Here is a 26701-nt window from a genome sequence, read left to right as displayed (position 1 = left end):
TAAGGAAAGAAATCGTTAAGAGCGTACGGCGGATGCCTAGGCTTTGAGAGGCGAAGAAAGACGTGGTAAGCTGCGAAAAGCTGCGGGGATTGGCACACACGAAGTGATCCGCAGATGTCTGAATGGGGCAACCCACTGTACCTAAGTACAGTATCCCGCAAGGGAGGCGAACCTTCTGAACTGAAACATCTAAGTAGGAAGAGGAAAAGAAATCAACCGAGATTCCGAGAGTAGTGGCGAGCGAAATCGGAATAGCCCAAAAGTTTATCTATGCGTAACAGAATACTTTGGAAAAAGTAACCAGAGAAGGTGAAAGTCCTGTAAGTGAAATTCATAAATAAATGACAATGAGTAGGGCGGGACACGTGAAATCCTGTCTGAATATGGGGGGACCATCCTCCAAGGCTAAATACTCCTCAAAGACCGATAGCGAACTAGTACCGTGAGGGAAAGGTGAAAAGCATTTCGATAAGAAAGATGAAATAGATCCTGAAACCGTACGCTTACAAGCGGTCGGAGCATCGTAAGATGTGACGGCGTGCCTTTTGCATAATGAGCCTACGAGTTAATTTCACTAGCGAGGTTAAGTAGTTCAGCTACGGAGCCGCAGCGAAAGCGAGTCTGAATAGGGCGTTATAGTTAGTGGGATTAGACGCGAAACCTTGTGATCTATCCATGGGCAGGTTGAAGCTTTGGTAACACAAAGTGGAGGACCGAACCGGTTGACGTTGAAAAGTCTTCGGATGACCTGTGGTTAGGGGTGAAAGGCTAATCAAACTGGGAGATAGCTCGTACTCCCCGAAATGCATTTAGGTGCAGCGTTAAGACAAGTATAATAGAGGTAGAGCTACTGATTGGATGCGGGGGTTTCACCGCCTACCAAATCCTGACAAACTCCGAATGCTATTATATGTTTCTTAGCAGTGAGGGCATGGGTGCTAAGGTCCATGTCCGAGAGGGAAACAACCCAGAGCAGCAGCTAAGGTCCCGAAATGTATACTGAGTTGAAAAAACGAGGTCGGACTGCCCAGACAGCTAGGATGTTGGCTTGGAAGCAGCCACTCATTTAAAGAGTGCGTAACAGCTCACTAGTCGAGCGGTCCGGCATGGATAATACTCGGGCATAAGTATACTACCGAAGCTCTGCGAAATAATATATTTCGGTAGGGGAGCATTCTGTTGGCGTCGAAGGTGTGAGGTGACTCATGCTGGAGCAGACAGAAAAGAAAATGTAGGCATAAGTAACGATAATGGGGGTGAGAAACCCCCACGCCGTAAATCCAAGGTTTCCTCAGCTATGCTAATCAGCTGAGGGTTAGTCGGGTCCTAAGGCTAATCCGAAAGGAGATGTCGATGGCCAATCGGTTAATATTCCGATACCCGCTGTAAATTCGAAGGAGGGACAGAGTAATGAAACTACCGCGTACTGACGGAATAGTACGTTAAAGCGTGTAGGTATATCTTTGATAGTTAAATGCGTCAAGGATGCCGAATGTGATAGTACCAGGAAGCTTCGGCCGAATGGATAGTGTAGGTAAGAGCTCTCAAGAAAAACTTCTAAGGCTAGTTTACAGTGGCCCGTACCAAAACCGACACAGGTGGATGAGGAGAGTATCCTAAGGCGCTCGAGTGAATCATGGTTAAGGAACTAGGCAAAATAGACCTGTAACTTCGGGAGAAAGGTCGCTCCCCGTAAAACGGGAGCCGCAGTGAAAAGGCCCAGGCGACTGTTTATCAAAAACACAGGACTCTGCAAAATCGAAAGATGACGTATAGGGTCTGACACCTGCCCGGTGCTGGAAGGTTAAGGAAGGATGTTCGGAGCAATCCAAAGCATTTGACTGAAGCCCCAGTAAACGGCGGCCGTAACTATAACGGTCCTAAGGTAGCGAAATTCCTTGTCGGGTAAGTTCCGACCTGCACGAATGGTGTAACGATCTGGGCACTGTCTCAACCATGAGCTCGGTGAAATTGTAGTATCGGTGAAGATGCCGATTACCCGCAATGGGACGAAAAGACCCTGTGAACCTTTACTATAGCTTCGTATTGACTTCGGGTAAATGATGTGTAGGATAGGTGGGAAACTATGAAGCGGCTTCGCTAGGAGTCGTGGAGTTGACGTTGAAATACCACCCTTTATTTATCTGGAGCCTAACTTCTGCAAAAGAAGGACATTGCGTGGCGGGTAGTTTGACTGGGGTGGTCGCCTCCAAAAGAGTAACGGAGGCTTTCAAAGGTACCCTCAGCACGCTTGGCAACCGTGCGTAGAGTGTAATGGCATAAGGGTGCTTGACTGTGAGGCCAACAAGCCGAACAGGTGCGAAAGCAGGACATAGTGATCCGGTGGTTCCGCATGGAAGGGCCATCGCTCATAGGATAAAAGGTACTCCGGGGATAACAGGCTAGTCTCCCCCAAGAGCTCACATCGACGGGGAGGTTCGGCACCTCGATGTCGGCTCGTCACATCCTGGGGCTGGAGAAGGTCCCAAGGGTTGGGCTGTTCGCCCATTAAAGTGGCACGCGAGCTGGGTTCAGAACGTCGTGAGACAGTTCGGTCTCTATCTATTGCGGGCGTTAGAATTTTGAGCGGAGTTGACTCTAGTACGAGAGGACCGAGTTGAACAAACCTCTGGTGTATCAGTTGTGCCGCCAGGTGCACCGCTGAGTAGCTAAGTTTGGATGAGATAAGCACTGAAAGCATATAAGTGCGAAACTCGCCGCAAGATGAGAGTTCTTTTAAGGGTCGTGGGAGATCACCACGTTGATAGGCTGTAGGTGTAAGGGCAGCGATGTCCCAGCCGAGCAGTACTAATTACCCGTAGGTTTCGTCCAATAGTATTAAAACAAACATACAGAAAAACAAGCCGTTTTTCAGGAAGCTGGAAGGTTCAATTTATTTATATAAAATCCCATTAAGATATTTTAGGCGGTTATAGCGTCAGGGCCCACCTGTTCCCATTCCGAACACAGAAGTTAAGCCTGACTGCGCCGATGGTACTGCTACTTGCGGGAGAGTAGGACGCCGCCGGATTTTTAAACATGAAAACCCTTAATCAGAAATGATTAAGGGTTTTTTTATTTAATTTATCTTTTTTAATTCTATTTCTACTACTCAATAAAAACCATTATAGTTATATCTATAACCAATTCTATACCTAGCTCTATCGCTCTGATTGTTTTTGATTAATTCAATTTTTTTTATATTCTCTCTTTAAGTTCAGCTTTTATTTATTTAAGCCTTTAAAAAATAAGTAATAAACCGATAAGAAATTAATAACATAGTCATAATATATATTTAGCATAGAATATTGAAATTAGATTAAATTTTTAAATCTTTTCAATTACTACAAATTCATAGTACTTAATTTTTTCTAATTATCCTGGATACTTATACATTATATTTAGTAGTAAAAAAGTATGATATATGTCTCATTGCGAAATTTTATTGAATGTATTAACTTCGCAGCAGAATTAAATAATAAATGGTTGTTATATTTTGAAAAAATGAGTTTTTTATAATAATTTTATTTCGGATTTAAAAATGTTTTAGGATAAGTTAAATGACTTTCTATCAATTTTACTTCTGAATTATAAATTAATTATATGTCTGCTATTTAGTTGCACAAATGGTATATGCTATAAGCTCCATATGTATGTTTAAACTGCTAAACATTAAAATCATTTTTTATTATTAAAGCTCCGTGTTATTAGATAATAACATTGATATTATTATTTATAAAATTATATTATGAACACAAATATATTAAAATTTTTATTAGTTATCTTCATAGGTGTTGTGCTTTGGTTTATTCCAGCACCTGAAGGTGTCAACGAAAAAGCGTGGCATCTTATGGCAGTATTTATAGCTACGGTATTGGGATTGATACTATCTCCATTTCCTTTGGGAGCGATGGCTATATTTAGTATGACCGTAGTAGTAGCTTTAGATTTGGTTCCTATGAAAGGAGCCTTAAAAGGATTTAGTGATACTACAATCTGGATGATTGCTTGTGCATTTTTTATATCAAGAGGATTTATCAAAACAGGTTTTGGTAGAAGAGTGGGGTATCTGTTTATAAGTAAACTTGGAAATAGTTCACTGGGATTATCTTATGGATTGGTCATGACCGATTTTATTTTTGCACCTGCAATGCCTTCGACTTCAGCACGCTGTGGGGGGATTATTACTCCTTTATTTTTATCAATTTCTGATGTGTACGATTCTACTCCCGAAAAAGGAACTCAAAGAAAAATCGGTGCATTTTTAGTACAGTGTATATTTCAGTGTAATGCAATTACCTGCGCAATGTTTTTAACATCTATGGCAGGAAATCCTATGATTGTTAAACTTGTTAAAGATATGGGATATTCTATATCCTGGACAGATTGGGCTTTAGCTGCTATAGTTCCTGGATTAATATCGTTAACGGTAATACCTTACATCATATATAAAATATATCCTCCGGAACTCAAAAATACCCCTGAAATGAAAGCAATTGCAAAAACTAAGCTTAAAGAAATGGGTAAGATGACTACTAAAGAATGGATTGTTTTAGCTGTGTTTGCTTACTTAATAGTTTTTTGGATATTAGGCTCATTTTTAAATATAGATGCAACATTTACCGCTTTTGTTGGTCTATGTATTTTGTTATTAACAAAAGCATTGGACTGGAATGATGTAATCAGTGAAAAGGAGGCCTGGCATACCATCATCTGGTTTTCAATTTTAATGACTTTAGCTGCCCAGCTTAATAAACTAGGATTTATTCCATGGTTTGGGAATTATGTTGCTAAATCTGTTGAAAACTTAAATTGGATGCCAATGCTGCTTATTTTACTCTTGGTTTACTATTATATACATTATCTTATGGCAAGTGCAATAGCTCATATCAGTGCAATGTATGTCATATTCGTTTCTATATCCATTGCTGCAGGAGCTCCACCTTTGCTAGCAATTCTTTTATTTGCATTTTTTAGTAATCTAAATATGTCTATTACTCACTATTCCAGTGGACCGGCACCTATCTTATTTGGTTGCGGCTATGTTCCATTAGCAAAGTGGTGGAAAATAGGATTTATTATGAGTTTGGTAATTCTGTTTATATGGTTATTTATAGGTACAATATGGTGGAAAATTTTAGGACTTTTTTAAACTAAATAATTATATGATTATTAATACGTCTTTTTACTGGAATGATAATCAATAAGATACTAAAATAATCATTGATTACTAAAATGTTATAATTAAAGATCTAAAATTTCTAAAATTGTATACTATTTTTATCTTAAAAGTAGTGTAGGTAAATAGGTGTAATTTGTATATAAATCTATTTATAATAGATATAAACTACACCTTTATAAGTGTTTGATGTAGTTAATACATATTTTTTTTATTATCAAATGAAATTATATTTATGATTTTTGATTACTTTTGAAAGTTAGTTAGTCATCTAATTATAACAAATTTAAAAAGTAAACTAATGTATTACAGTATTCACTTATAAAACTACTCATGGATAAAACGATAGAAAAAAAATCAATAACCTTAGAAGAAATTCAAAATTTTAAAGGTAGGTATCCTAAACAATTATGGTATCTCTTTTTCTCAGAGATGTGGGAACGTTTTTGCTTTTACGGAATGAGAGGGATGCTAACCTTTTTTATGGTTAATCAATTATTTTTTAAAGAAAAAGATGCCCAACTACAATATGGAGCAACACAAGCTTTCGTTTATGCGTTTACTTTTGTAGGAGGTTTATTTGCAGATAAAATATTAGGTTTTAGAAAATCTTTATTTTGGGGTGGTTTATTAATGATTGTAGGTAGTTTAATATTAGCCTATGATCCCAGACAGTTTTTCTTTTTAGGTATAAGTTTTACAGTTATAGGAACTGGTTTCTTTAAACCTAATATCTCTACTATGGTAGGTTCGTTATATAAAAAGGGAGATATAAGAAGAGATGCAGGTTTCTCTTTATTTTATTCAGGAATTAATTTAGGGGCTTTATTAGGAGGATACATTTGTGTATCTATAGGAAAAGTAGGTTACATAAAATTAGGTTCATTGGAAATCGGGAAATCCATAATTCCAATTGAAGATTCATGGAATGTTGCTTTTGGTTTAGCAGCAATTGTGATGGCTATTAGTTTGGTTACCTTTACATTTACTCAAAAGTCTTTAGGTCCTATCGGTTTGTCACCGTTTAAAAATTCTTCTATTTCTGATAAAAAAGTCAGATGGTATGAATACGGGACCTACATAGGTTCATTAGCAATTATACCCGTTATTATGACAATGGTGGCTAAAACTCAATTTACAGATTGGTTTATGTATATAATAGGGCCTGGAACTTTAATTTATTTGTTCTATGAAATGACTAAATATTCAAAAGTAGAAATCAAAAAATTATTTGCTGCTTTAATATTTATTATTTTCTCTATTTTATTTTGGGCATTTTTTGAGCAAAGCGGGGGATCATTAAGTATTTTTGCTGCATACAATCTTAATGATACAATTTTAGGATCTATTAAATTAGATCCAAATGCTGTTAATAACTCTTCCAATGCGCTATTTGTTATTATTTTCGCCCCGATAGTGGGATTATTATGGTTTGCTTTAGCAAAGAAAAAAATAGAACCTAATACAGTAGTCAAATTTGGTTTAGGTTTTTTATTCTTATCTGGTTCATTTTATATATTATATATAACTAGGTTTTTTTCTGATGCCAATGGAGTTACTTCTTTAGATGTATTTACCATTGCTTATTTTGTTATGACTTTAGGAGAGCTTTGTCTATCCCCAATAGGATTATCTATAATGACTAAGTTATCACCTATAAAATTACAAGGTGTAATGATGGGAATGTGGTTTTTAGCTAGCGCTTACGGGCAATATGTGGCAGGAATTTTAGGAGCAGGTATGACAAATGCTGATGAGAACGCATCTAAAATGGATAAGCTGATTGCTTTTACTGATGGATATCAACAACTTTCACTATACGCTTTAATTGCAGGTTTGGTTTTGATAATAATATCACCATTAGTAAGAAAACTAATGCAAGAAATTAAATAAAGAATAATTGAGCCTATATAAATTTATGAAAGAACAAAATACTACAACCACTAATTTTTTTGACACCAAGGTTTTAGGTCATCCTGCAGGATTATTTGTATTATTTTTCACAGAAATGTGGGAACGTTTCTCTTTTTACGGGATGCGCGTTTTACTTATCAATTTTCTTACAATGGCAGTTATAGGTTCCAACCCTGGTTGGGAATGGACATCTACTAATGCCGGAGCTTTATTTGGTACTTATGCAATGCTTTTATATCTAACTCCTATAGTCGGTGGAATTGTAGCAGATCGAATTGTTGGTTATCGCTGGGCCGTAGTAATAGGAGCAATTATCATGACTTTGGGACATGTATCTATGGCTGTGGAAACAGAATTTTCACTTTATTTAGGATTAATTTTATTAGTAGTAGGAACCGGTTTTTTTAAGCCTAACATGACTTCAATCATTTCTGAAATGTATAAAGACTTACCGGAAAAAAAAGATGGAGCATATACCATATTCTATATGGGTGTAAATGCAGGAGCTTTTTTCGGAATGATGCTTTGCGGATATCTGGCCGAAAAGATTGGATGGAGCTGGGGATTTGGACTGGCAGGAATATTTATGCTTTTAGGAACTATACAATTCTGGTTAGCTAAACCTTTATTTGGGAATATTGGAGGGATTCCATCAAGAAATGAAGAAATCAAGCCTATAAATGTAAGAGAAGAAGAAAGTGTAGAAAAGAAAAACCCATTCACTATTTTAGATAAAATAGTAATTATAATTGTTTCCATAATTGGATTAGCTTATGCAATTAATGATCCATTATCTAAAATTGGTAATATACATATACTACCGGAAGAATTTATTATAAGTAAAGACATATTAGAAGGCCCGTTAGTGTTATCAATCATAGGTCTGATACTTTTACTGATAGTAGTTATTTCAAGAATTTCCCGTTACGAAAAAGTGGTTAGAGACAGAATGATAGTTGTCATCATATTTGCTCTGTTTACTATTTTCTTTTTCCTTTCATTTGAACAGGGAGCTACCTCATTAGTGCTTTTTGCCAGAGATTTCACAGGAAGGGTAGTTGAAGGGCAAGCAGCAACTATATATATAATTATAAATACGTTGCTTACCGTTGTTCCTTTAGCAATTGTGTCATGGGTACTTTTCCTTTTGTTTAAAAGGACTCATCATAAAATTTTATCTTCTAATATTGTCTTAGGATCAAGTTTTTTAATCATTTGGGGAATTGTTATCTGGATGCTCAACAACGATATTAATTCGCATGCCTATGAAATTGAATATACAACCGTTAGAATACCCAAATTAGATAAAAAAACACAAAAACAAGAAGTTGATAAACAAGGGAATTTAGTTTTTGAATATGTTCCGGTTACAGAATCTTATGAACTTAAGCCCACAGATAAAACAGAGAAATTTAAAACTACTATAGGTTCCTCTAAAGCTCATAATATAGGTGATAAACTGATTGTTCATGAAGAAATAGGGACCTTAATACCATTAACTAAAGAGCAGGAAGAAAAAGTTCGTCTTGAATACAAATTAGCGAAAAAACAATCCGGACTAATTGAAGCTAAGATTTCTGAATTCAGAGACAGTAAAGTAGAAATTACCACCTCGTGGTTCAGTATTTTAAATTCTTTCTTCATCATTGCATTTGCATCTTTATTCACTAAGTGGTGGGATAGTAAATATAATCCGAGTGCCGCAGTAAAATTTGGTCTTGGATTAATCATTATGGCAATAGGTTTCGGAGTTTTAGCTTTTGGTTCTCAGTCAATTCCACAAGGAGCTACGGCAGGTGTAGTACGAGTAAGTATGATATGGTTGATTCTGGCCTATTTATTTCATACTTTAGGTGAGTTATGTATCTCGCCGGTAGGCTTATCTTACGTAAGTAAACTGGTTCCGGGAAGAATGATAGCCTTTATGTTTGGTATGTGGTACCTGGCCATTGCAATCGGTAATAAGTTAGCTGCTTCATTGGGAGGTATGATAGAAGATATGGCAGAAAAATCAAGTATGACCAATTTTTTTCTTATTTTTACCATTATACCAATTATAGCAGGAGTTATTGTAATTTCTCTAAGTCCACTAATGAAAAAACTCATGCATGGTGTAAAGTAAATCATAAACTAACAAAAAATAAATATGAAAATTATCATTGTTGGGATTATTGCCAATTTGATCCCGTTATTAAGTTTTTGTTTTCAGATAATAGAAGACAGTACGATTTTAGCTTATACCTTTATTGTTGTAATATCATTATTTTGGATTCTTTCTGTGATCGGAGCTATGATTCTGCCAAAAAAAAGAAAGGCAGGTGCAATAATGGTTATAATAGGAAGTTTTATATATATTCCTATAGGGTTTATTGCAATAATAGGAGCTAGAAAACTATTAGATAAAAAAAAATTAACTGATTTAGAAGAACGCAGAAAAATATCCAGAAATTTAAGTCAAAAATCATAGATCATTATGGAAAATAATCAAATCACAGAAGAAAAACATTATTACGCAAGAAAATTTTTATTATTTTTAATAATAACCTTTACTATTTTATTATTTACGAGTATTTTTTTATTAAATAATGCAACATTTGTCGTATCAATTTGTATTTTAAATATAGTTATACAAATAATTAGATATAATTCAGCTGTAGTTGAAATAGGAAATGATTATATAAAGTTAAAAAAAGGGATTTTTGCTGCATCAAGATATATATTGTTTAATGAAATAACTTCTTGGCATCAAGAGGGTAAAAAAATTATAGTTAATTATATTCTTAATGACTCTAGTGAAGAAAAAAAAGAATTTATATATACAGGGGCTATGGAAGAAAATGTTAAAGAATCTTTATTAAAAGATTTAAACAAAATACATACAGTATAATTCTTTTACATAATAAAATATTATTTAATATAATTTCAAAAATTGTATCAATTACCTATACAACCGTTTCAATTTCCGGATTTACATGTAGAAAATCAGCTTTTTATTAAAAGAGAAGATCTGGTACATCCTATTATATCAGGGAATAAATTCTGGAAAATGAAATACAATCTGGTAAGAGCAAAAGAAATGCAATGTGAAACACTGGTTACTTTTGGTGGAGCCATGTCTAATCATATTGTTGCTACTGCCGCCGCCGCCAATGAAAATGGTTTTAAATCTGTAGGAATAATCCGAGGGGAAGAGTTGGCAGATAAATGGCAAAATAATCAGACTTTAGCAGAAGCCAGCAGTTTAGGGATGGACTTTTACTTTATTTCCAGAAGTGAATACAGGTTGAAGGACAAATCAGTAGTTACGCAGGGAATTTTAAAAAATATAAAAAATCATTATCTTGTTCCTGAAGGAGGAACTAATTCATTAGCAGTACAAGGAGCAGCAGAGATCTTAAACGAAGAAACCCATAAGTTTGATATTATAACTACGGCTATGGGAACCGGGGGCACATTATCCGGACTATCAGTCGGAGCACAAAATCATCAACAAATTATGGGTTTCCCGGTTCTTAAAAATGCAGGCTTTTTAGTTAAAGATATCATAAAACTAACTGACAAACAAAATTTTACTGTAAATTTGGATTATCATTTTGGTGGATATGCTAAAGTGACCCCGGATTTGATTGATTTTATCAATAATTTTTACCTTCTCAATCATATCCCTCTCGATCCTGTATACACTGGTAAAATGATGTTTGGACTCAAAGAAATGTTAAGAAAGGGAGAAATAAGCTCTGATAAAAAAATTTTAGCCGTTCATACTGGTGGATTGCAGGGAATACGCGAGATGAATAAGTTATTGTCTCAAAAAAATAAAAATATTATTATTACATGAAAAAAATACTATTATTTGTAATATTAGTTCTTTCAGGTAGTTACATTATAGCTCAGGAACAAATTAAAAAAGATGAACTGTATATCCAAAGCTTTGCAAAAATGGCTGTACAGGAAATGGAATTGTATAAAATACCAGCCAGTATTACTTTAGCTCAGGGAATATTGGAAACAGGTAATGGACAAAGTGATTTAGCACAGTTTGCTAACAATCATTTTGGAATTAAATGTAAAGCGGAATGGGTAGGAGAAAGGATGTATCATGATGATGATTTAAAAGGCGAATGTTTTAGAAAGTATACATCCGCTGAAGAATCTTACAGAGATCATTCACGCTTTCTTGCAGAAAGGCCTTATTATAAAAATTTATTTTTATTAGACTCTAAAGATTACAAAGCATGGGCACATGGTTTAAAAAAAGCAGGGTATGCAACTAATCCGAAATATGCATATACACTTATCGGCTTAATTGAAAGATACCGATTAAATGAATTTGATTCTATAACGTCTATGGATGTATATGACAAATTAGCTCAATTATATCCGGACAGTTTTAAACTTCCACAGGAAAACAAACCTGAAATACAATTTGCAAAACTAAAGTCTGAATCAGTTAAAAAAACTGAACCTACAGCAGTTTTAGCTTCATATAACCCTGAGAAACCTCAGGCAGCAGTAAGAAAAAGTATAAATAAACCGAAAGATAATTTTGAATTTCCCAGTCTTCGAATCAGATTTCATCCCAATGGTAATTTAAAATTTATTGTTATAAGGGAAGGAGATACCTTGGAAAGTATAGCGAAAGCTTATAGTATATCTATAGATAAATTGCGTAGATATAATGACTTAACATCTAAAATAGAATTAAAAATTAATCAAAAAATATTTTTAGAGCCTAAAAAAAGTTCTGGTACTATAAAAGAATATGTAACCAGAGAAGGGGATAATATGTACAATATTTCCCAAAATAACGGAGTTTCATTATATGAATTATATAAAAAGAACTTAATGATGCCCGGACAGGAACCTAAAATTGGAGATATAATTTTATTAAAAGGTAAAAAAAGTTAAAAAGTACATTCAATGTTATATCAGAGAAGTAGTAAACTATTTGAAGAAGCTAAAAAATATATACCGGGAGGAGTGAATTCTCCCGTTCGTGCATTTAAGTCAGTAGGAGGAGTTCCTGTATTTATGAGATCAGCAAAAGGAGCTTATTTGACAGATGTGGATGGCAAAACCTATATCGACTATATCAATTCCTGGGGGCCTATGATTTTAGGACATAATCATCCGAAGGTTTTAGAAGCTGTAACCAAACAATTGGAAAGCGGTTTTTCATTTGGTACTCCAACAGAACTGGAAACAGAAATAGCGAAATTAATTGTGGATTCAGTTCCCGGAATAGATAAAGTGAGAATGGTAAATTCCGGAACGGAAGCGTGTATGTCCGCAATAAGACTGGCACGAGGTTTTACATCCAGAAATAAAATTATAAAATTTGAAGGCTGTTATCATGGCCATTCAGATGCTTTTTTAATCAAAGCCGGAAGTGGAGCAGCCACGTTTGGTAATCCCAACAGTCCGGGCGTAACGCCAGGTACAGCACAGGATACCTTATTAGCCGTATACAATGATATTGAATCAGTTAAATTACTATTTGAAAGCAATGAAGATCAGATTGCAGCTGTAATAATTGAACCCATTGCTGGTAATATGGGATGCGTGCCACCTGAAAATGACTTTCTTTTGAAATTAAGAAAACTATGTGATGATTATGATGCATTGTTGATTTTTGATGAAGTAATGACTGGTTTCAGAGCCCGGATGGGAGGAGTCCAGGAATTATTCAATATAAAAGCTGATATTGTTACTTACGGAAAGGTTATTGGAGGAGGAATGCCTGTTGGAGCTTTTGCCGCAAGAACTGATATAATGGACCATTTATCACCCGTCGGTTCTGTGTATCAGGCAGGTACTTTATCGGGGAATCCTATTGCAATGAGAGCAGGATATACCACTTTATCTTTATTGAAAGCAGATTCCGGAATTTTTGAAAGAATTACAAAATCTACAGAAAAATTAGCGGAAGAATTAAATACCATTTTTAAAACTGCGGGTATACAAACATGTATTACACAGTGTACATCCATGATGACTGTGTTTTTTGGAATAGATAAAGTATCTAATTTTGAAGAAGCAAGTAGAGCCGACCATTCTTTATTTAACAAGTATTTTCATTTTTTACTAAAGCATGGAATTTATCTTCCGCCTTCAGGATATGAAACATGGTTTATATCAGATAGTATCAAAAAACAGGAAATTGATAAGACATTAGATTTAAGTCGGAAATTTGTTTCAGACTTATCATATTAAATTGACAAAAAAGCAGCCCGATTGCAATTTGGCTGCTTTTTTTAAAAATCAAAAACTTCAATTACTTCAAGTTCTGTTTTAAAAGAAAGTATCTGATTTCCAAATCGGGAAAATATTAATTGATGTACTTCCTGAGAATCTTCTTTGTAGTATTCATTTAGTTTCTCTTTAGTGTCAGCATAAAGTTGAATAGAATATGTATTTCCGGTTTCCTCGGGATGAGAAATAACTTTGGTAAATACTGATTTTTTAAATTTTTGAGTTTGGTATATTTTGGGAATATACACTTCTTTAAACCATTGAATCCAATCCTTCTCAATGGTATGTTCAACATGAAAACTTTCCGAGTATATGATCATTTTTTAGAACTTTTTAATTTTTATAAAAATTTTTAAAACACTTTATTGTGGCGGAAGAGCATATCCTTTAGAGAATCCAAACATACCTCGCTCTTTAATCATATTAGCAACCTCTTTAGGTACCTTATCTTCCCATCCCGTAATTCCCATTGCTATCTGTGCTAAAATCTTTTTACCATAGATTCTTAAATGGGCTTCGTCATATTCTTTAATGTCAACAATTCTTTCATTTTTCTTAAAATATTTATACAGATCTTTTAAGTTGTCATTAACTCTTAAATTTTCTGAAGTTAAAAGCTCTTCAGAATTAATATCTATATAAGGATATAAATAAATTTTCATTTGTTGCTTGAAAAGTTTACCAAAAGCTTCCATTATACCTCCTCCGAGATTACTGTAATACCCTTCTTCAAATATGTCAAGCAAATTGTTAACCCCCATAGTAATTCCGATTTTTTCAGTAGTAAAACGGCTAAAATAATCTACAAGTCTATAATATTCGGAAAAGTTGGAAACCAAAACCGTGTATCCCAATTTTCCCAACACATCGGCACGGTCCAGAAAATCACGTTCATTAATTTCTCCTGCGGCTCTTAAATTAGTTATGGTTATTTCAAATAAAACTTTTAAATTTTCAGAAGTCACATTCTCTTCGTTCATAAACATTTTTAATCCCTGATTACACATATCAATATTGACGTTGGTTACAGGCCGGAAACTACCTCTAAGGGCAAATATATTTTTTCTATATAATTCATCAGCAGGGAGAACATTTTTTCCGTTAGGTTCAAATACTATTGCATCTGTCATCCCGTTCTTAACCAATTGCAAGCTCATAAGTCGGTTATCAACATATGCATATCTGGGACCGCTGAAATTAATCATATCAACTTCAATTTGATCTGTGTTGATTTCGTCGTATAAAGATTCAATAATGGTTTTAGGATCCTCAGCATAATAAAAAGCCCCATAGATAAGGTTTACTCCTAAAACTCCCAAAGTTTCCTGTTGTAATTTAGCATCATTTTCGTGAAAACGTACATGTAAAATAATCTCATTGTAATCTTCCAGTTCGTCTAATTGGAATCTTATGCCCACCCAGCCATGTCCTTTAGATGTTTTATTAAAATTTATAGTGGTAACTGTATTAGCATAAGAGAAAAATTTTCTGCCTGGTGCACTTTGGCGATTGATTCGGTTTTCAATAAGTTTAATTTCATGATCCAGCATTCGCAATAACCGAGTCTGAGAAACATATCGGTTGTCTACTTCTTTTCCATATATGGAATCGCTGAAATCTTTATCATATGCAGATATGGCTTTTGCTATGGTTTTGGAAGCAGCTCCGGCTCTAAAAAAGTATCGAACGGTCTCTTGTCCTGCTCCTATTTCAGAAAAAGTACCATAGATATTCTTATTTAAATTTATTTGAAGAGCTTTTTGTCTTGGAGTTAATACTTGTCTGGAAGTAAGCATAAATTTTAAACTTTTGTTCGTAAATTTACAAAAATTATGGAATTAAGAAAATCTAAGATAACCTTCTTGGGCACAGGGACTTCGCAAGGTATACCGGTGATTGGTTCAACGCATCCGGTATGCCTGTCAAGTAATCCTAAAGACAAAAGATTGCGTACTTCTGCTTTGGTTGAATATTGTGGTTTGGATCTTTTATTAGATTGTGGCCCCGATTTTAGAATGCAAATGCTCAGAGAGAATAAATCTAATGTGGATGCAGTATTACTTACTCATGAACATAACGATCATGTGGGCGGATTGGATGATTTGAGACCTATAAATTTTATAAAGGGAGAAGACATACCTATTTATGCATTGCCACGTGTTTTGAATGAAATTCGAACCCGTTATTCATATGCTTTTGCAACTATAAAATATCCCGGAGCTCCCGGCTTTGATACAATTGAAATTGACGGAGCATTTAAAATTAAAGATAATATTATTTACCCGATACAAATTTTACACGGAGAATTGCCAATTTTGGGATATAAAATAGGAGAGTTAACTTATATAACCGATGCTTCTCATGTTTCAATAAATGTAATAGAAAGTGTAAGCAAAACGGGTATTCTTGTTATTAATGCATTGCGTCAGGAACCTCATCATTCTCACTTTTCTTTGGAGCAAGCCTTGGAAGTTGTTGAGAAAATTAATCCGGGAATAGCATTTTTAACACATATCAGCTACAATTTAGGATTTCATGATGAGGTTCAGAAAGATCTACCACCTAATGTATTTTTGGCATATGATGGTTTAGTGGTTGATTTTTAATGTATTATATTTTATTTTATAAAAATTGGTTTAAAAAATAAAAGTTAAAAAGCATAAGAAACATTAATTTATTTCACTTATTTATTACGATTTTGTAAGTTTGTGTCAACCTAAATTTTAAATGTAGATGAATAGATCAGTATATGTAGCAACGACCAGTCCTAACAGTGGAAAATCATTGATTAGCCTGGGAATTGTGCAGATGGTTATGAGAAGAACTCCTAACATAGCCTATTTCCGACCGATTATTGACGATATTGAAGAAGGTATGAAAGACAATCATATCGAAACTATGATTTCTTATTTTAATCTGGAAGAGAACTATGAAGATGCATATGCTTTTACTAAAAGTGAAGTTATAGATCATCAGAATAACGGTAGATTAAACGAACTTTATGATGTTATTATACAAAAATATAAAGCACTGGAAGATAAATACGATTTTGTTTTAATAGATGGAACAGATTTGTCGTCCGAAAGCAACTCACTTGATTACGATTTAAATATTGTAATAGCTAAATCTTTAAATATACCGGTAGTTTTAGTAGTTAAAGATTCTTTTAAAACCACTCATGATTTATCTAAGAATATAAGTCTTGAAGTTGATAATTTCTTGAAAAGAGATAATAAAGTTATTGCAGTTATTGTAAATAAATCAACTAAACCTATTGATGAGATAACAACCAAATTCAGAAAAAGAATTACTGACGATTCTATTTTGTTTTCAGTTATTCCGCAAGATAAATCTTTAAGCTTTCCCACATTGAAAGAAGTTGCGGATGCCTTAGGTGCCGAAATTTTATTTGGAAAAGATAATCTTGACAGGCCGATAAAGAAATTTATTATCGGAGGTATGCAACTGACCAATTTTATGAACTATGTTGAGGAGGATTGTGTAGCAGTGATTCCTGGAGACAGGTCAGATTTAATTGCTGGTGTATTGTTGTCTAACTTATCTAATTTTCCACGTGTTTCCGGATTGATATTGACTGCCGGAATGTCGCCTGAAGCTACTATTGTGAAACTGATTGAAGGTTCTAATGTAAATCTGCCGATTATGTTGGTTGATTCTGGAACTTTTGAGACGGCAACTACAGCTGCAAATATAAAATCTTCAATTTATCCGGAAGCTATTAATAAAATTAAAAAGAATATTGATCTATTTGAAGAATATGTAAATATACCTGAACTGGATGATAAAATATCTTCTTTTAAAATAGGAGGGATAACTCCCCGAATGTTCCAATATAATTTACTAAGAACTGCTAAGTTAGCGCAAAAGCATGTAGTTCTTCCTGAAGGAAGCGATGATAGGATATTAAAGGCAGCTTCAATGCTGGCTGAAGACGAAATAGTAAAAGTAACCATATTAGGAAAACCGGAAGAAATAAAACAAAGAGCAAATCAATTAGGATTGCCGTGGAATGAAAATTATATTTCGTTGTTGGATAATACGGAAAGTGATAAAATGGATGATTATGCCCAAACACTTTTTGAGCTAAGGAAAGATAAAGGTATGGAGCTTGCTCAGGCAAAAGATTTAATATTGGATGCTTCATATTTCGGTACTATGATGGTTTATAAGGGAGATGCTGATGGAATGGTTTCAGGAGCTCAAAATACAACAGCTCACACCATACGTCCGGCATTGCAGTTTGTTAAAACAAAACCGGGAATAAAAACGGTTTCTTCTGTATTCTTTATGCTTTTGCAGGATAGAGTTTTAGTGTATGGAGATTGCGCTGTCGTTCCTAATCCTACTTCCGAGCAACTTGCAGATATTGCAATTTCTTCTGCCCAGACAGCTAAAGCTTTTGGGATAGAACCAAAAATAGCTATGTTGTCCTATTCTTCAGGAAATTCAGGTTCGGGAGAAGAGGTAGATAAAGTAAGAAAAGCAACGGAACTGGTTAAAGAATCACGCCCTGATTTACTTGTTGAAGGACCTATTCAATACGATGCAGCTGTGGTTCCTAGTGTTGGAAGTAGTAAAATGCCGGGTTCACAAGTTGCAGGTCAGGCAAATGTGCTTATTTTCCCTGATTTAAATACGGGGAATAATACGTATAAAGCCGTACAGAGAGAATCCGGTGGTTTAGCCTTAGGACCAGTTCTTCAAGGGTTAAAAAAACCTATTAATGACTTAAGCCGTGGCGCTAAAATTGAAGATATTTACAACACAGTAGTTATAACAGCTATTCAGGCTGCAAATGATCAATAAAGAGTTAAATTGACAAAAATATGTAAGGAAATCAGCGGCCGAAAATATCTAAGAAATTAAAAGTTTCTTTAAGTCTGATTCCTTTATCTGTTTTTTGTAAAGTACATAGTTCATGACTAACATCATGTTCAAAAAAGAAAAGATAATCCTGTTGTTCCGCAAGACGCAGGATTTTTTCTTTTTCATTTAAAGTTAGTAATGGCCGTGTATCATATCCCATTACATATGGCAAGGGAATATGTCCGGTAGTAGGAAGAAGATCTGCTGCATAAATCATCGTTTTTCCCTCAAATGATATAACCGGAAGCATTTGTTTATCAGTATGGCCATCCACAAATAGAATGTCAAAACCAAGAGGAGAATCTTTAAGATAATTATCCTTAGGTATATCAATAAATTTAAGTTGTTCACTTTCCTGAATTGGAAGAATGTTTTCTTTTAAAAATGAAGCCTTTTCTCTCGGGTTAGGATTTACAGCCCATTCCCAATGATTCTGATTACTCCAGTAAGTTGCATTTTTAAAGGTTAACTCATACTTGGTTTTCTTTTTATTCCATTTTACAGCTCCTCCGCAATGGTCAAAATGCAGGTGAGTCAGAAAAACATCCGTAATATCATCTGTGGTAAAACCATATCGAGCTAAAGATTTTTCAAGAGTTTCCTCTCCCCATAAATGGTAATAACCGAAAAATTTGTCAGATTGCTTATTTCCCAGACCAGTATCGATTAAGATTAATTTTTTTCCGTTTTCCACCAATAAGCATCTCATTGTTAAATCAATAAGATTATTAGAGTCGGCAGGATTAGTTTTTTGCCATAGAGATTTCGGTACCACACCGAACATGGCTCCCCCATCTAATTTAAAATTACCGGTTTCAATAGGATATAGCTTCATAAATTTGTTTAAATTGGTTCTTGTAAATTAAGGATAATTTTTTACTTATAAAAAACTTAAGGAACAAATAATATGAAAACGGGTAGAAAGCGTGCAGTATATTGACCCAAGCGTAAAGAAATCACAATTAATTGAAATTTTAATTTATAAAGTTTAAATTATTTTTGATATAGATAACTTTAAGAAATAGTAATAAAATTATAATATAACTAAAGGCAAATATAGTTTTAATTTGATAATAGTTAACACAGCACATATCATAAACAGATAGTTATAATGGGGAAGACTGAAGGCTGACTAATTGGTATAATTTGTGAATTTAGAATCAATAATATATAATTATAAAAAGTATGAATGATGCAGTTAATTTAAAGTTAGAAAATCAGAATACTATCATAGATCAGCTACATTATTTTATTGCTGATAATTTTCCAGATGGTACTGTGCTTTTTTTTCAAATTTTTGTAAAAGCACTTTTATTACTGAGTATATTCATTATTCTGGATCTGTTTCAAAGAAAAATTTTAATCCGCTTAATCCGTAAGTGGGTTCCCAAAACTAAAAATATATGGATCAACACGTTTATCAAAAAAGATGTTTTTACTAGTTTTTTTCATTTACTTCCGTTAGGAATCTGTTATTGTCTGGTTCCGCTCATATTTTATCATCATCCGCAAAGCTTTCATATTTTAGATTTAATTTTTAGTATTTTACTATTAATATTTCTTTCCAAATTTTTTATTCATGTAATAGATGTATACACTGAGATAAAAAGTAAAGACCAAAGTTATAGGACAGTAGCATTAAAGACTTTTTCGGAACTGTTTAAATTGCTGATTATTTTGTTTACCTGTTTTATAGTTGTTTCAATTCTTTTTAATCTTTCAAGTGCTAAGATATTTGCCTTTTTGGGTGCTATTATGGCTGTAATTCTACTTATTTTTAAAGATCCTATTCTTGGTTTTGTGGCTGGATTAAACATTGCTAATTCTAAGCAGATAAAGGTTGGTGACTGGATTTCGGTTCCAAAGTACGGACTGGATGGTAATGTGAAAGATATTAATTTGGTAACTACTAAAATTCAAAATTCTGATAAGACTGTTTCAACGATACCGACTTATGATTTAATAGCTACAGAAGTTAAAAATTACGAAATTATGCGTTCTTCAAATACTCGAAGGATAAAAAGATCTCTAACTTTTAACTTTAAGTCTTTTAAATTGTTGGACGAGTCTATATTAAATAATTTAACTAAGATTGAGTTGCTCAGTTCTTATCTGCAAAAGAAAGAGAAAGAGATTAAAGATCAGAATAGTACAGATTTTGTGTATCCTATTCTTGATGAGGATAATGATTATATTACTAATATTGGAGTATTTCGTTATTATACTCAGTTGTATCTTGAAAATAATCCCAGAATATCAAAAAAGGATACTATTATGGTACGACAGTTAGAACCTACAATATACGGTCAACCGGTAGAGGTGTATTGTTTTTCCTCAACCTCAGACTGGAAAATGTATGAGGATACCCAAGCCTTGCTTTTTGAGCATTTAATTGCAGTTACCCATTTATTTCAGTTAGAGCTTACCTTGGTTAGTCCATCCTAGTTTATTTTGACTAATTTCTCCAGTTCTTTAACCCCTTTTTTAGTAGCAATTGAACGGATTAAAAGATCCGAATAATTTAGGTTAACCTGATTTTGAACAGAGCTAGTGTCATCAGTTTTTGTTTTATCCATGATAAGCTGAATAGTTAGGTAAATATATTCGGCAGTTATTTTCTTGTTTATTTTTGCTCGGTATACTCCCTCATCAATCCCCAGACTTATATTGTTTTTCAATAAGTTTTTAATGAAGGTTTGTTGCGCAGCAAGGATTTCATGAAATATTTCGGGATAGAATTTTTCAAGTTGAAAAGTTATTTGATCTTTTTTTATCAGAAACATTTCGCTCAGATTTTCCAGGATTAGTAATATTTGATGAATTATGTTCTGATAATTTTTTATTTTGCATTCCATATCACTCATAGAACATGAGAGGCACTCTGAAAAGGTGATTTTAATAAGTTCCTCTTTACTTGAAAAATGCTCATACAAAGTTTTTTTGGACATTCCCAGCTCGCTACTTATCATATCCATAGTTACCACTTTTACTCCGATTTGTGTAAATAAATCTAAAGCTTTGGATATTATTTTTTCTTTTATTATATCCATTTGGATTATTTTTATTGCGTAAAGATATAAATAAAAACCGATTAAGTATAATCGGTTTTCTTGACAGTTGAAATTTTAATATCTATTATACAAAAAAAGCACTCTTTTTAAGAGTGCTTTTTTATATATAATTTTTAAATGTTTTAGAAATTGTAAGTAATACCTGCGTTCCAGGTTCTTCCGTTACCAAAATAAACCCGGTTGTTTACGTTGATACCTTTAAAAGTGTCGACTCCACTAACCGCTTGTAGATTATCCTTAGAGTAGGTCATAAATACATCATTTAATGCATTGTTAACATTTACTCTGAACCTTAGATTACTTGAGTTAAAATAAATGCTGTAACTAGCACCTAAATCCAACGTAAAATATTTAGGTAATTCTATCAATTCAATTTTTTCATTAGCTTTAATATAAGCAACATCAAAATCAGAATATAATTTTTCATAACGGTTCAGGTCTGCATCGAAAGAAAAGCCTTTAAATGGTTTATAGATTACTCCGACTCCGTAACTGAATTGAGGAGCGTTAGGTGTCTTAACACCATCAAGAAGTATATCTTTTTCAGCGATAATAGTTGATAAATTGTCGGCATCGTAAGTTGTAGAGTGGGCATTACCGCTATATTCCCATTTACCTATGGATAAATGTCCTTTAAAATTTAATTGTCTAAAAGGTTTAGCTGTAAAGTCAACTTCAATTCCCTGGTGCAATTCATCAATACCTGTTCTGTTTTCAATAGTATTTGCAGTTTGATTTGAAATTGTTTCTACTCTGTTATTCCAGGCAGTTCTATATGCATTTATATTAATATCTATAAATGAATAGCGTATTTGGTATCCAACTTCCACACCAACTATTTCTTCATTTTTAGCAAGTGGATTTACATCATTTTTATAATTTAAAAATAAATTATCTTGAAATGGTTGTCTGGAGTAGTATCCGCCATTTCCAAAAATATTATGGTGTTTATTAATTTTAAAGTTTATCCCTCCTTTTACATTGTAACCGGTATTATTTACTGTTCTTGATTTTTGATCTCCTGGAACATAATTAAAACGGTCTTTTCTGGAATGAGATTGTTCAGATACAGAACCTTGGATAAAAGCTGATATGAAATTATTAGAATACTCTAATTGTCCAAACCCACCAATATATTGAATAGTTTCATCGTAATCATAACCTATTCTTTGGCCTTTGCTTACATTTTGAAATAATGCGCTCCAAGGGTTTATACTGTAAGATTTGGTTATTATATTGCTTCCCCCATTATTAACATTAGGCGTTTTGTCATCAATACCCTCAAGACCTAGAAAATTGTAGGCTTTTCTAAAGTGTGTACCCGTATAAGTTCTTCCGTCTACCCCTACATTAAATTGTAAATTTTTGGAAATTTTATGATTGAAATTAGATACTAATCCATACCATTGATGATTGTTTACAGATGTTCTAAGTATGTAGTTCGATTTACTTGATCCAATTCCATCAATGTTATTTGATTGATTGTAATCAACTACCGCATCCCAGTTAATTTGTCCTGTTGTGCTATTTCTGTAATCTAATATACTTTTAGTACTTCCGAATCCTCCGGTACCACCACCTCTTCCCCAGGAAGCGTATAAAACGGTAGATAAGCTACTTTTTTCACTTATTTGCCAGTCCCAGTTTAAGTTGGCTACAGGCTTGTGGTAATAGTTAGTTCTTTCGGAAAGTTGTTGTCCGTCTAGCCAACCCTCATTTACGTTATATTTATATCCGTATTTTTTGTAATTATATATATTAGTAAAATAATTTTGATCATGTTTTTGAGGAGCGCCATAAATCATAAAGTTTATATTATGATTTTGATTTGGTTTGTACCCAATAGAAAAGAAGTAAATTTGACCTTCTCCTTTGGTGCCACGGTTATAACCGTCTCCTCTCCAGGTGGAGGTTAAGAATGAAACTCCCCATTTTCCTTGAAGTCCGCTGTTGTATTCATAAGTTGCTTTCCAGTAACCGTCATTACCTGCAAGAAAACGTGCGCTTGAACCGGCTTTTTTCTCAGTTGCATTGGTTACAATGTTTACGGTTCCACCTACTGATGAAATAGCTAGTTTAGAAGAACCTAGACCTCTTTGTATTTGTACGGTATTTGCAATATCGGTTAACCCTGACCAATTAGACCAGTAAATTTTACCGTCTTCCATTCCGTTTACCGGTTGTCCGTTAATTAAAAATGCGGTGTTGGACTGGTCAAATCCACGTACGGTCATACTAGATTCACCATATCCTCCAGATTCACTTCCAACAAAGACAGAAGGAGTGTTTTTCATAATTGCAGGAAATTCCTGATTTCCTGATTTGTCTTTAATTTCTTGTTTTTTTATGATAGATACAGCAACAGGGGTTTCTCTGTCTTTTGCAACGTCTATCACTCCTCTTCCAACGATTACGATGTCGTTTAGGATTTTGTCATTATTCAAAGAGTCTGATTCCACATTTTGAGAGTAAGCGGGAATCGAAAAGATTGCGGCCAGTACAACTGTGCCTAATACCCTTGTTTTAAGGTTCATACAAAATAATTTAATATTAGTTAAGTTGATTTGTTTATGTATGGCAAAAATAATAGTATTAATTAAATTTTAACAAATTAAGTTAAAAAATTAATAAAATCTTAATATCGCTAAAAAAAAGTATAAAATATAGTTTTATTTTATTTAAAAAGGCTAAATTAGTATGATATTTTTACTTTTTTATCTATTCTTTTAATTAATAGCTTGTATTTTTAGTTTAATTAAGTGAGTTAAAATCAGAGATATAATATATTAAGTATTTTACAAAGAGAAAATTTTAATTTTTTTTAACAATTTTTATTTAGAATGTTAAATATTGGGAAGCATCCATATTCTTTTTTCTTGTTTTTTTTAATTGTAGGAATTTTTTTAGGTAAAAATTTGGATTTATCTTATAAGCTCTGTTGTTTTTTACTTATTAGTACATTAATTATTTTATTCTTCATACTGAAACAGATAAAGTTTAAGATCATATATTCTTTAATAATTTTATTTAGCTGGTTTATATTAGGAGTTTTAGTATTAAAAATAAATTCATTTGTTCCAAACAACCATTATGTAAACTTTATAAATGAAAAAGAATTGCAATGCCTTACTGTAATTGTTGAAGAACAAAATAATTCATCTGAAAAATTTAGAAAGTATACAGCAGAGGTCCAATCAATTTCAAGTAATAATAAAAAAATAGTTACTGAGGGTAAAGTGCTATTATTATTGGATAAAGCTTTATATAAATCTGTACTGACTTTGGGGGATGAGTATGTGTTGACAGCGAAATTAAAAGATCCGCAAGGCTCTTTAAATCCACATCAGTTCGATTATAAAAAATATTTAGAACGTAATTATATTTTAAAAACAGCCAATGTTAAAAAAATAGTAGATAATAAGCCTCATAATTCCATCCTGTTTAAAATTAAAAATTTTAATCAGCAAATGGTGAAAAAAATAGAAGAATCAACATTAAGTTTAGATTCAAAAGAGTTCTTAAAAGCTTTTTTACTTGGAGACCGGGCGGATATGAAAAAACAGAACATTGATGCTTATTCCAAATCTGGTGTAATGCATTTAATAGCTATTTCGGGTATGCATGTTGCCTTTATATTTGGAATGATTTACAGTTTGCTGTCATTTTTGTTTAAAGGAAAGCATTGCAAATTACGAATTTTATCTTGTTTAGTGTTTGTCTGGCTATTTGGAATATTTGTTGGATTATCATCTTCTGTTTTTAGGTCGTGCCTAATGATCTCAATATATTATTGCTTTGTATTAGGTAAGAGATCTGCTAATATCTACCATAGTCTTTCTTTATCAGCTATAATTATTCTTTTATATAATCCTAATGAATTGTACTCCATCGGTTTCCAGTTGAGTTACATAGCTGTATTTTTTATGTCTTGGCTTTCTCCTATATTTGTAAATAGATGTAAGACTAAAAATAATAAAATAAACACCTATTTTATAGAGCCTATAGCAATATCCGTATCAGCTCAGCTGGGGACATTTCCATTTGTTATTTATCATTTTCATCAGTTTTCGATACTATCTATACCTACAAACATTCTAATTATTCCTTATAGCTTTATTATTACTTATTCCTCAATATTAGAATTGTTGATTATGTATTTTCCTACGTATATTCAATCGTACTTTTCTCATATTTATAATTTTTTAGTAGAAGTGCTCGTAGTGTTTACGCATAGTGTTTCATCTGTGGAATCTTGTAATCTTTCAAATGTATCTATTGGTTCATTAGAGTTATTTTTATTGTTTTGTGCCGTATTATACTTAAGGTATATATTCATCAATCTAAAAATGAAATTTTTTTTGTACCTATTACTAATACTTTCTTTTTTACAGATATTACGATTAATCGATCACTATCAATTTTCTGATCGTAAAGAAATTGTGGTATTTAACAATTATTTACCTTTGATAGGTTTGAGGGAAGGAGAGCAGCTTGTAGTATTTAAAAATGAAGAAGAGGATCTGAAAAAAATTAATTCATTTATATTGCAACCTTATATGACCGGAGAAAAAATCAAAAAAATTTATATATATAATTATTTAAAAAATAAAAAGATTCAGTGGAACTCTAAAACGATAATGGTATCTGATAATTTTAATTTGAAAAAAGTAAATGAAAAATCGGTTGATTATTTAATACTTACCGAAAATTTAATTACTAAAAATGCAGTTTTTTATAATCATTTTAAAAAAATAATTGTTGTAAATTATAAGTATGCCCATGATAATTCAAATGAAAATATGAATAATACAAAGATATGGAAAGTGGAAAATCAAGGATATTTTAAAGAAATATTTAAAGACTAAATTTTATCAATTATTTCTTTTTTTACATTTTTTACTGTTTCCAGAAAATCATCAGCCTGATAAAATCCGGTAATAACAAATACGGTTTCTCCACGGGCATTGATTAGTGCTATAGAAGGATAGCTTACTTCTCCTCCTAAAGTAAAATATGCTAGAGCCTGAATTCCACCACCTCTTCCATTAGATACCCATTGATAGCTTTTTCCTTTAAATGTGACATTCTCCTTAGATTCAGCATTAAATTTCACAGGAATGAAATTTTCATTAATGTAATCAACTACTTTTTGATCATGAAAAGTATAACGATCCATAAGTTTACACGGACCGCACCATTCAGTATAAATATCTACAAGAATAAGTCTCTGATCTCCCTTTTGTTGAATACTGTCTGCCTGTTGTATAGATTTCCATTGTATTAAATCATTTTCCTGAGAAAAAAGATGTATAGATACCATGAATAGTATATAGCATATAATATTTTTCATAACTGACTATTTGATGCAAAATTAGCTATTTAAGCTAACATAATCAAT

Annotated in this window: 18 protein-coding genes and 2 rRNA genes; 14 read left to right on the top strand and 6 right to left on the bottom strand. The window is 33.0% G+C overall.

Features of this window, described 5'->3' with window-relative positions; all coding sequences use genetic code 11:
* The first annotated feature begins 5 nt into the window (after positions 1-5).
* The 10 genes from EOV51_RS03525 (at position 6) to hemL (ending at position 13306) form a co-directional block, all read left to right on the top strand.
* Positions 6-2832, top strand: a 23S ribosomal RNA gene (locus EOV51_RS03525).
* A 90-nt stretch (positions 2833-2922) separates the two neighbouring features.
* Positions 2923-3031, top strand: a 5S ribosomal RNA gene (rrf, locus tag EOV51_RS03520).
* Between the two features lie 717 nt (positions 3032-3748).
* The gene (locus EOV51_RS03515; RefSeq protein ID WP_128149913.1) at positions 3749-5152 is read left to right on the top strand and encodes an anion permease; all 1404 of its coding nucleotides are present in this window, start codon (positions 3749-3751) and stop codon (positions 5150-5152) included.
* 360 nt (positions 5153-5512) lie between these two features.
* On the top strand, positions 5513-7072 hold the full coding sequence (locus EOV51_RS03510; protein ID WP_128149911.1) for a peptide MFS transporter: 1560 nt from the start codon (positions 5513-5515) through the stop codon (positions 7070-7072).
* A 25-nt stretch (positions 7073-7097) separates the two neighbouring features.
* A complete protein-coding gene (locus EOV51_RS03505) occupies positions 7098-9215 on the top strand; it encodes a peptide MFS transporter (protein WP_128149909.1) in 2118 nt (705 codons plus the stop codon).
* Positions 9216-9239: 24 nt separating this feature from the next.
* Entirely contained in the window at positions 9240-9560 is a 321-nt protein-coding gene (locus tag EOV51_RS03500; RefSeq protein ID WP_128149907.1) for a hypothetical protein, read from the top strand.
* Positions 9561-9566: 6 nt separating this feature from the next.
* On the top strand, positions 9567-9980 hold the full coding sequence (locus tag EOV51_RS03495) for a hypothetical protein (RefSeq protein WP_128149905.1): 414 nt from the start codon (positions 9567-9569) through the stop codon (positions 9978-9980).
* 42 nt (positions 9981-10022) lie between these two features.
* Positions 10023-10931: a 1-aminocyclopropane-1-carboxylate deaminase/D-cysteine desulfhydrase gene (locus EOV51_RS03490; protein ID WP_128149903.1), complete on the top strand. Its 909-nt coding sequence runs from the start codon at positions 10023-10025 to the stop codon at positions 10929-10931.
* On the top strand, positions 10928-12001 hold the full coding sequence (locus EOV51_RS03485) for a glucosaminidase domain-containing protein (protein ID WP_128149901.1): 1074 nt from the start codon (positions 10928-10930) through the stop codon (positions 11999-12001). Before EOV51_RS03490 ends, EOV51_RS03485 begins: the two co-directional genes overlap by 4 nt.
* A gap of 12 nt (positions 12002-12013) precedes the next feature.
* On the top strand, positions 12014-13306 hold the full coding sequence (hemL, locus tag EOV51_RS03480) for a glutamate-1-semialdehyde 2,1-aminomutase (protein WP_128149898.1): 1293 nt from the start codon (positions 12014-12016) through the stop codon (positions 13304-13306).
* A 41-nt stretch (positions 13307-13347) separates the two neighbouring features.
* Here hemL and EOV51_RS03475 read toward each other — a convergent pair whose 3' ends face one another.
* Both EOV51_RS03475 and EOV51_RS03470 read right to left on the bottom strand, forming a co-directional pair.
* Positions 13348-13665, bottom strand: a complete 318-nt coding sequence (locus EOV51_RS03475) for a DUF4286 family protein (RefSeq protein WP_128149896.1) — start codon at positions 13663-13665, stop codon at positions 13348-13350.
* 42 nt (positions 13666-13707) lie between these two features.
* Positions 13708-15141 (bottom strand): TonB-dependent receptor, encoded by a 1434-nt coding sequence (locus tag EOV51_RS03470; RefSeq protein ID WP_128149894.1) that lies wholly within the window; start codon positions 15139-15141, stop codon positions 13708-13710.
* 36 nt (positions 15142-15177) lie between these two features.
* Here EOV51_RS03470 and EOV51_RS03465 point away from each other — a divergent pair, with 36 nt between their 5' ends.
* A complete protein-coding gene (locus EOV51_RS03465; protein WP_181951007.1) occupies positions 15178-15951 on the top strand; it encodes an MBL fold metallo-hydrolase in 774 nt (257 codons plus the stop codon).
* A gap of 127 nt (positions 15952-16078) precedes the next feature.
* Entirely contained in the window at positions 16079-18172 is a 2094-nt protein-coding gene (pta, locus tag EOV51_RS03460) for a phosphate acetyltransferase (RefSeq protein ID WP_128149890.1), read from the top strand.
* A gap of 31 nt (positions 18173-18203) precedes the next feature.
* On the opposite strand, the gene EOV51_RS03455 is transcribed toward pta, so the two are convergent.
* On the bottom strand, positions 18204-19067 hold the full coding sequence (locus EOV51_RS03455; RefSeq protein WP_128149888.1) for an MBL fold metallo-hydrolase: 864 nt from the start codon (positions 19065-19067) through the stop codon (positions 18204-18206).
* 350 nt (positions 19068-19417) lie between these two features.
* Between EOV51_RS03455 and EOV51_RS03450 the strand changes: the two genes are divergently transcribed.
* A complete protein-coding gene (locus EOV51_RS03450) occupies positions 19418-20677 on the top strand; it encodes a mechanosensitive ion channel family protein (protein WP_128149885.1) in 1260 nt (419 codons plus the stop codon).
* Here EOV51_RS03450 and EOV51_RS03445 read toward each other — a convergent pair.
* Together EOV51_RS03445 and EOV51_RS03440 are read right to left on the bottom strand one after the other, a co-directional pair.
* The gene (locus EOV51_RS03445) at positions 20674-21282 is read right to left on the bottom strand and encodes a TetR/AcrR family transcriptional regulator (RefSeq protein WP_128149883.1); all 609 of its coding nucleotides are present in this window, start codon (positions 21280-21282) and stop codon (positions 20674-20676) included. The genes EOV51_RS03450 and EOV51_RS03445 overlap by 4 nt on opposite strands.
* Before the next feature lie 143 nt (positions 21283-21425).
* On the bottom strand, positions 21426-23837 hold the full coding sequence (locus EOV51_RS03440; RefSeq protein ID WP_128149881.1) for a TonB-dependent receptor: 2412 nt from the start codon (positions 23835-23837) through the stop codon (positions 21426-21428).
* 306 nt (positions 23838-24143) lie between these two features.
* Here EOV51_RS03440 and EOV51_RS03435 point away from each other — a divergent pair, with 306 nt between their 5' ends.
* Entirely contained in the window at positions 24144-26168 is a 2025-nt protein-coding gene (locus tag EOV51_RS03435) for a ComEC/Rec2 family competence protein (RefSeq protein WP_128149879.1), read from the top strand.
* Here EOV51_RS03435 and EOV51_RS03430 read toward each other — a convergent pair.
* The gene (locus EOV51_RS03430) at positions 26165-26653 is read right to left on the bottom strand and encodes a thioredoxin family protein (RefSeq protein ID WP_128149877.1); all 489 of its coding nucleotides are present in this window, start codon (positions 26651-26653) and stop codon (positions 26165-26167) included. The genes EOV51_RS03435 and EOV51_RS03430 overlap by 4 nt on opposite strands.
* Positions 26654-26701 lie beyond the last annotated feature (48 nt).

Origin of the sequence: Apibacter raozihei, from assembly GCF_004014855.1 — a bacterium.
GTDB lineage: Bacteria > Bacteroidota > Bacteroidia > Flavobacteriales > Weeksellaceae > Apibacter > Apibacter raozihei.
The sequence above is the reverse complement of the archived record's forward strand: the minus strand, read 5'-3'. Positions and strand labels throughout refer to the sequence as shown.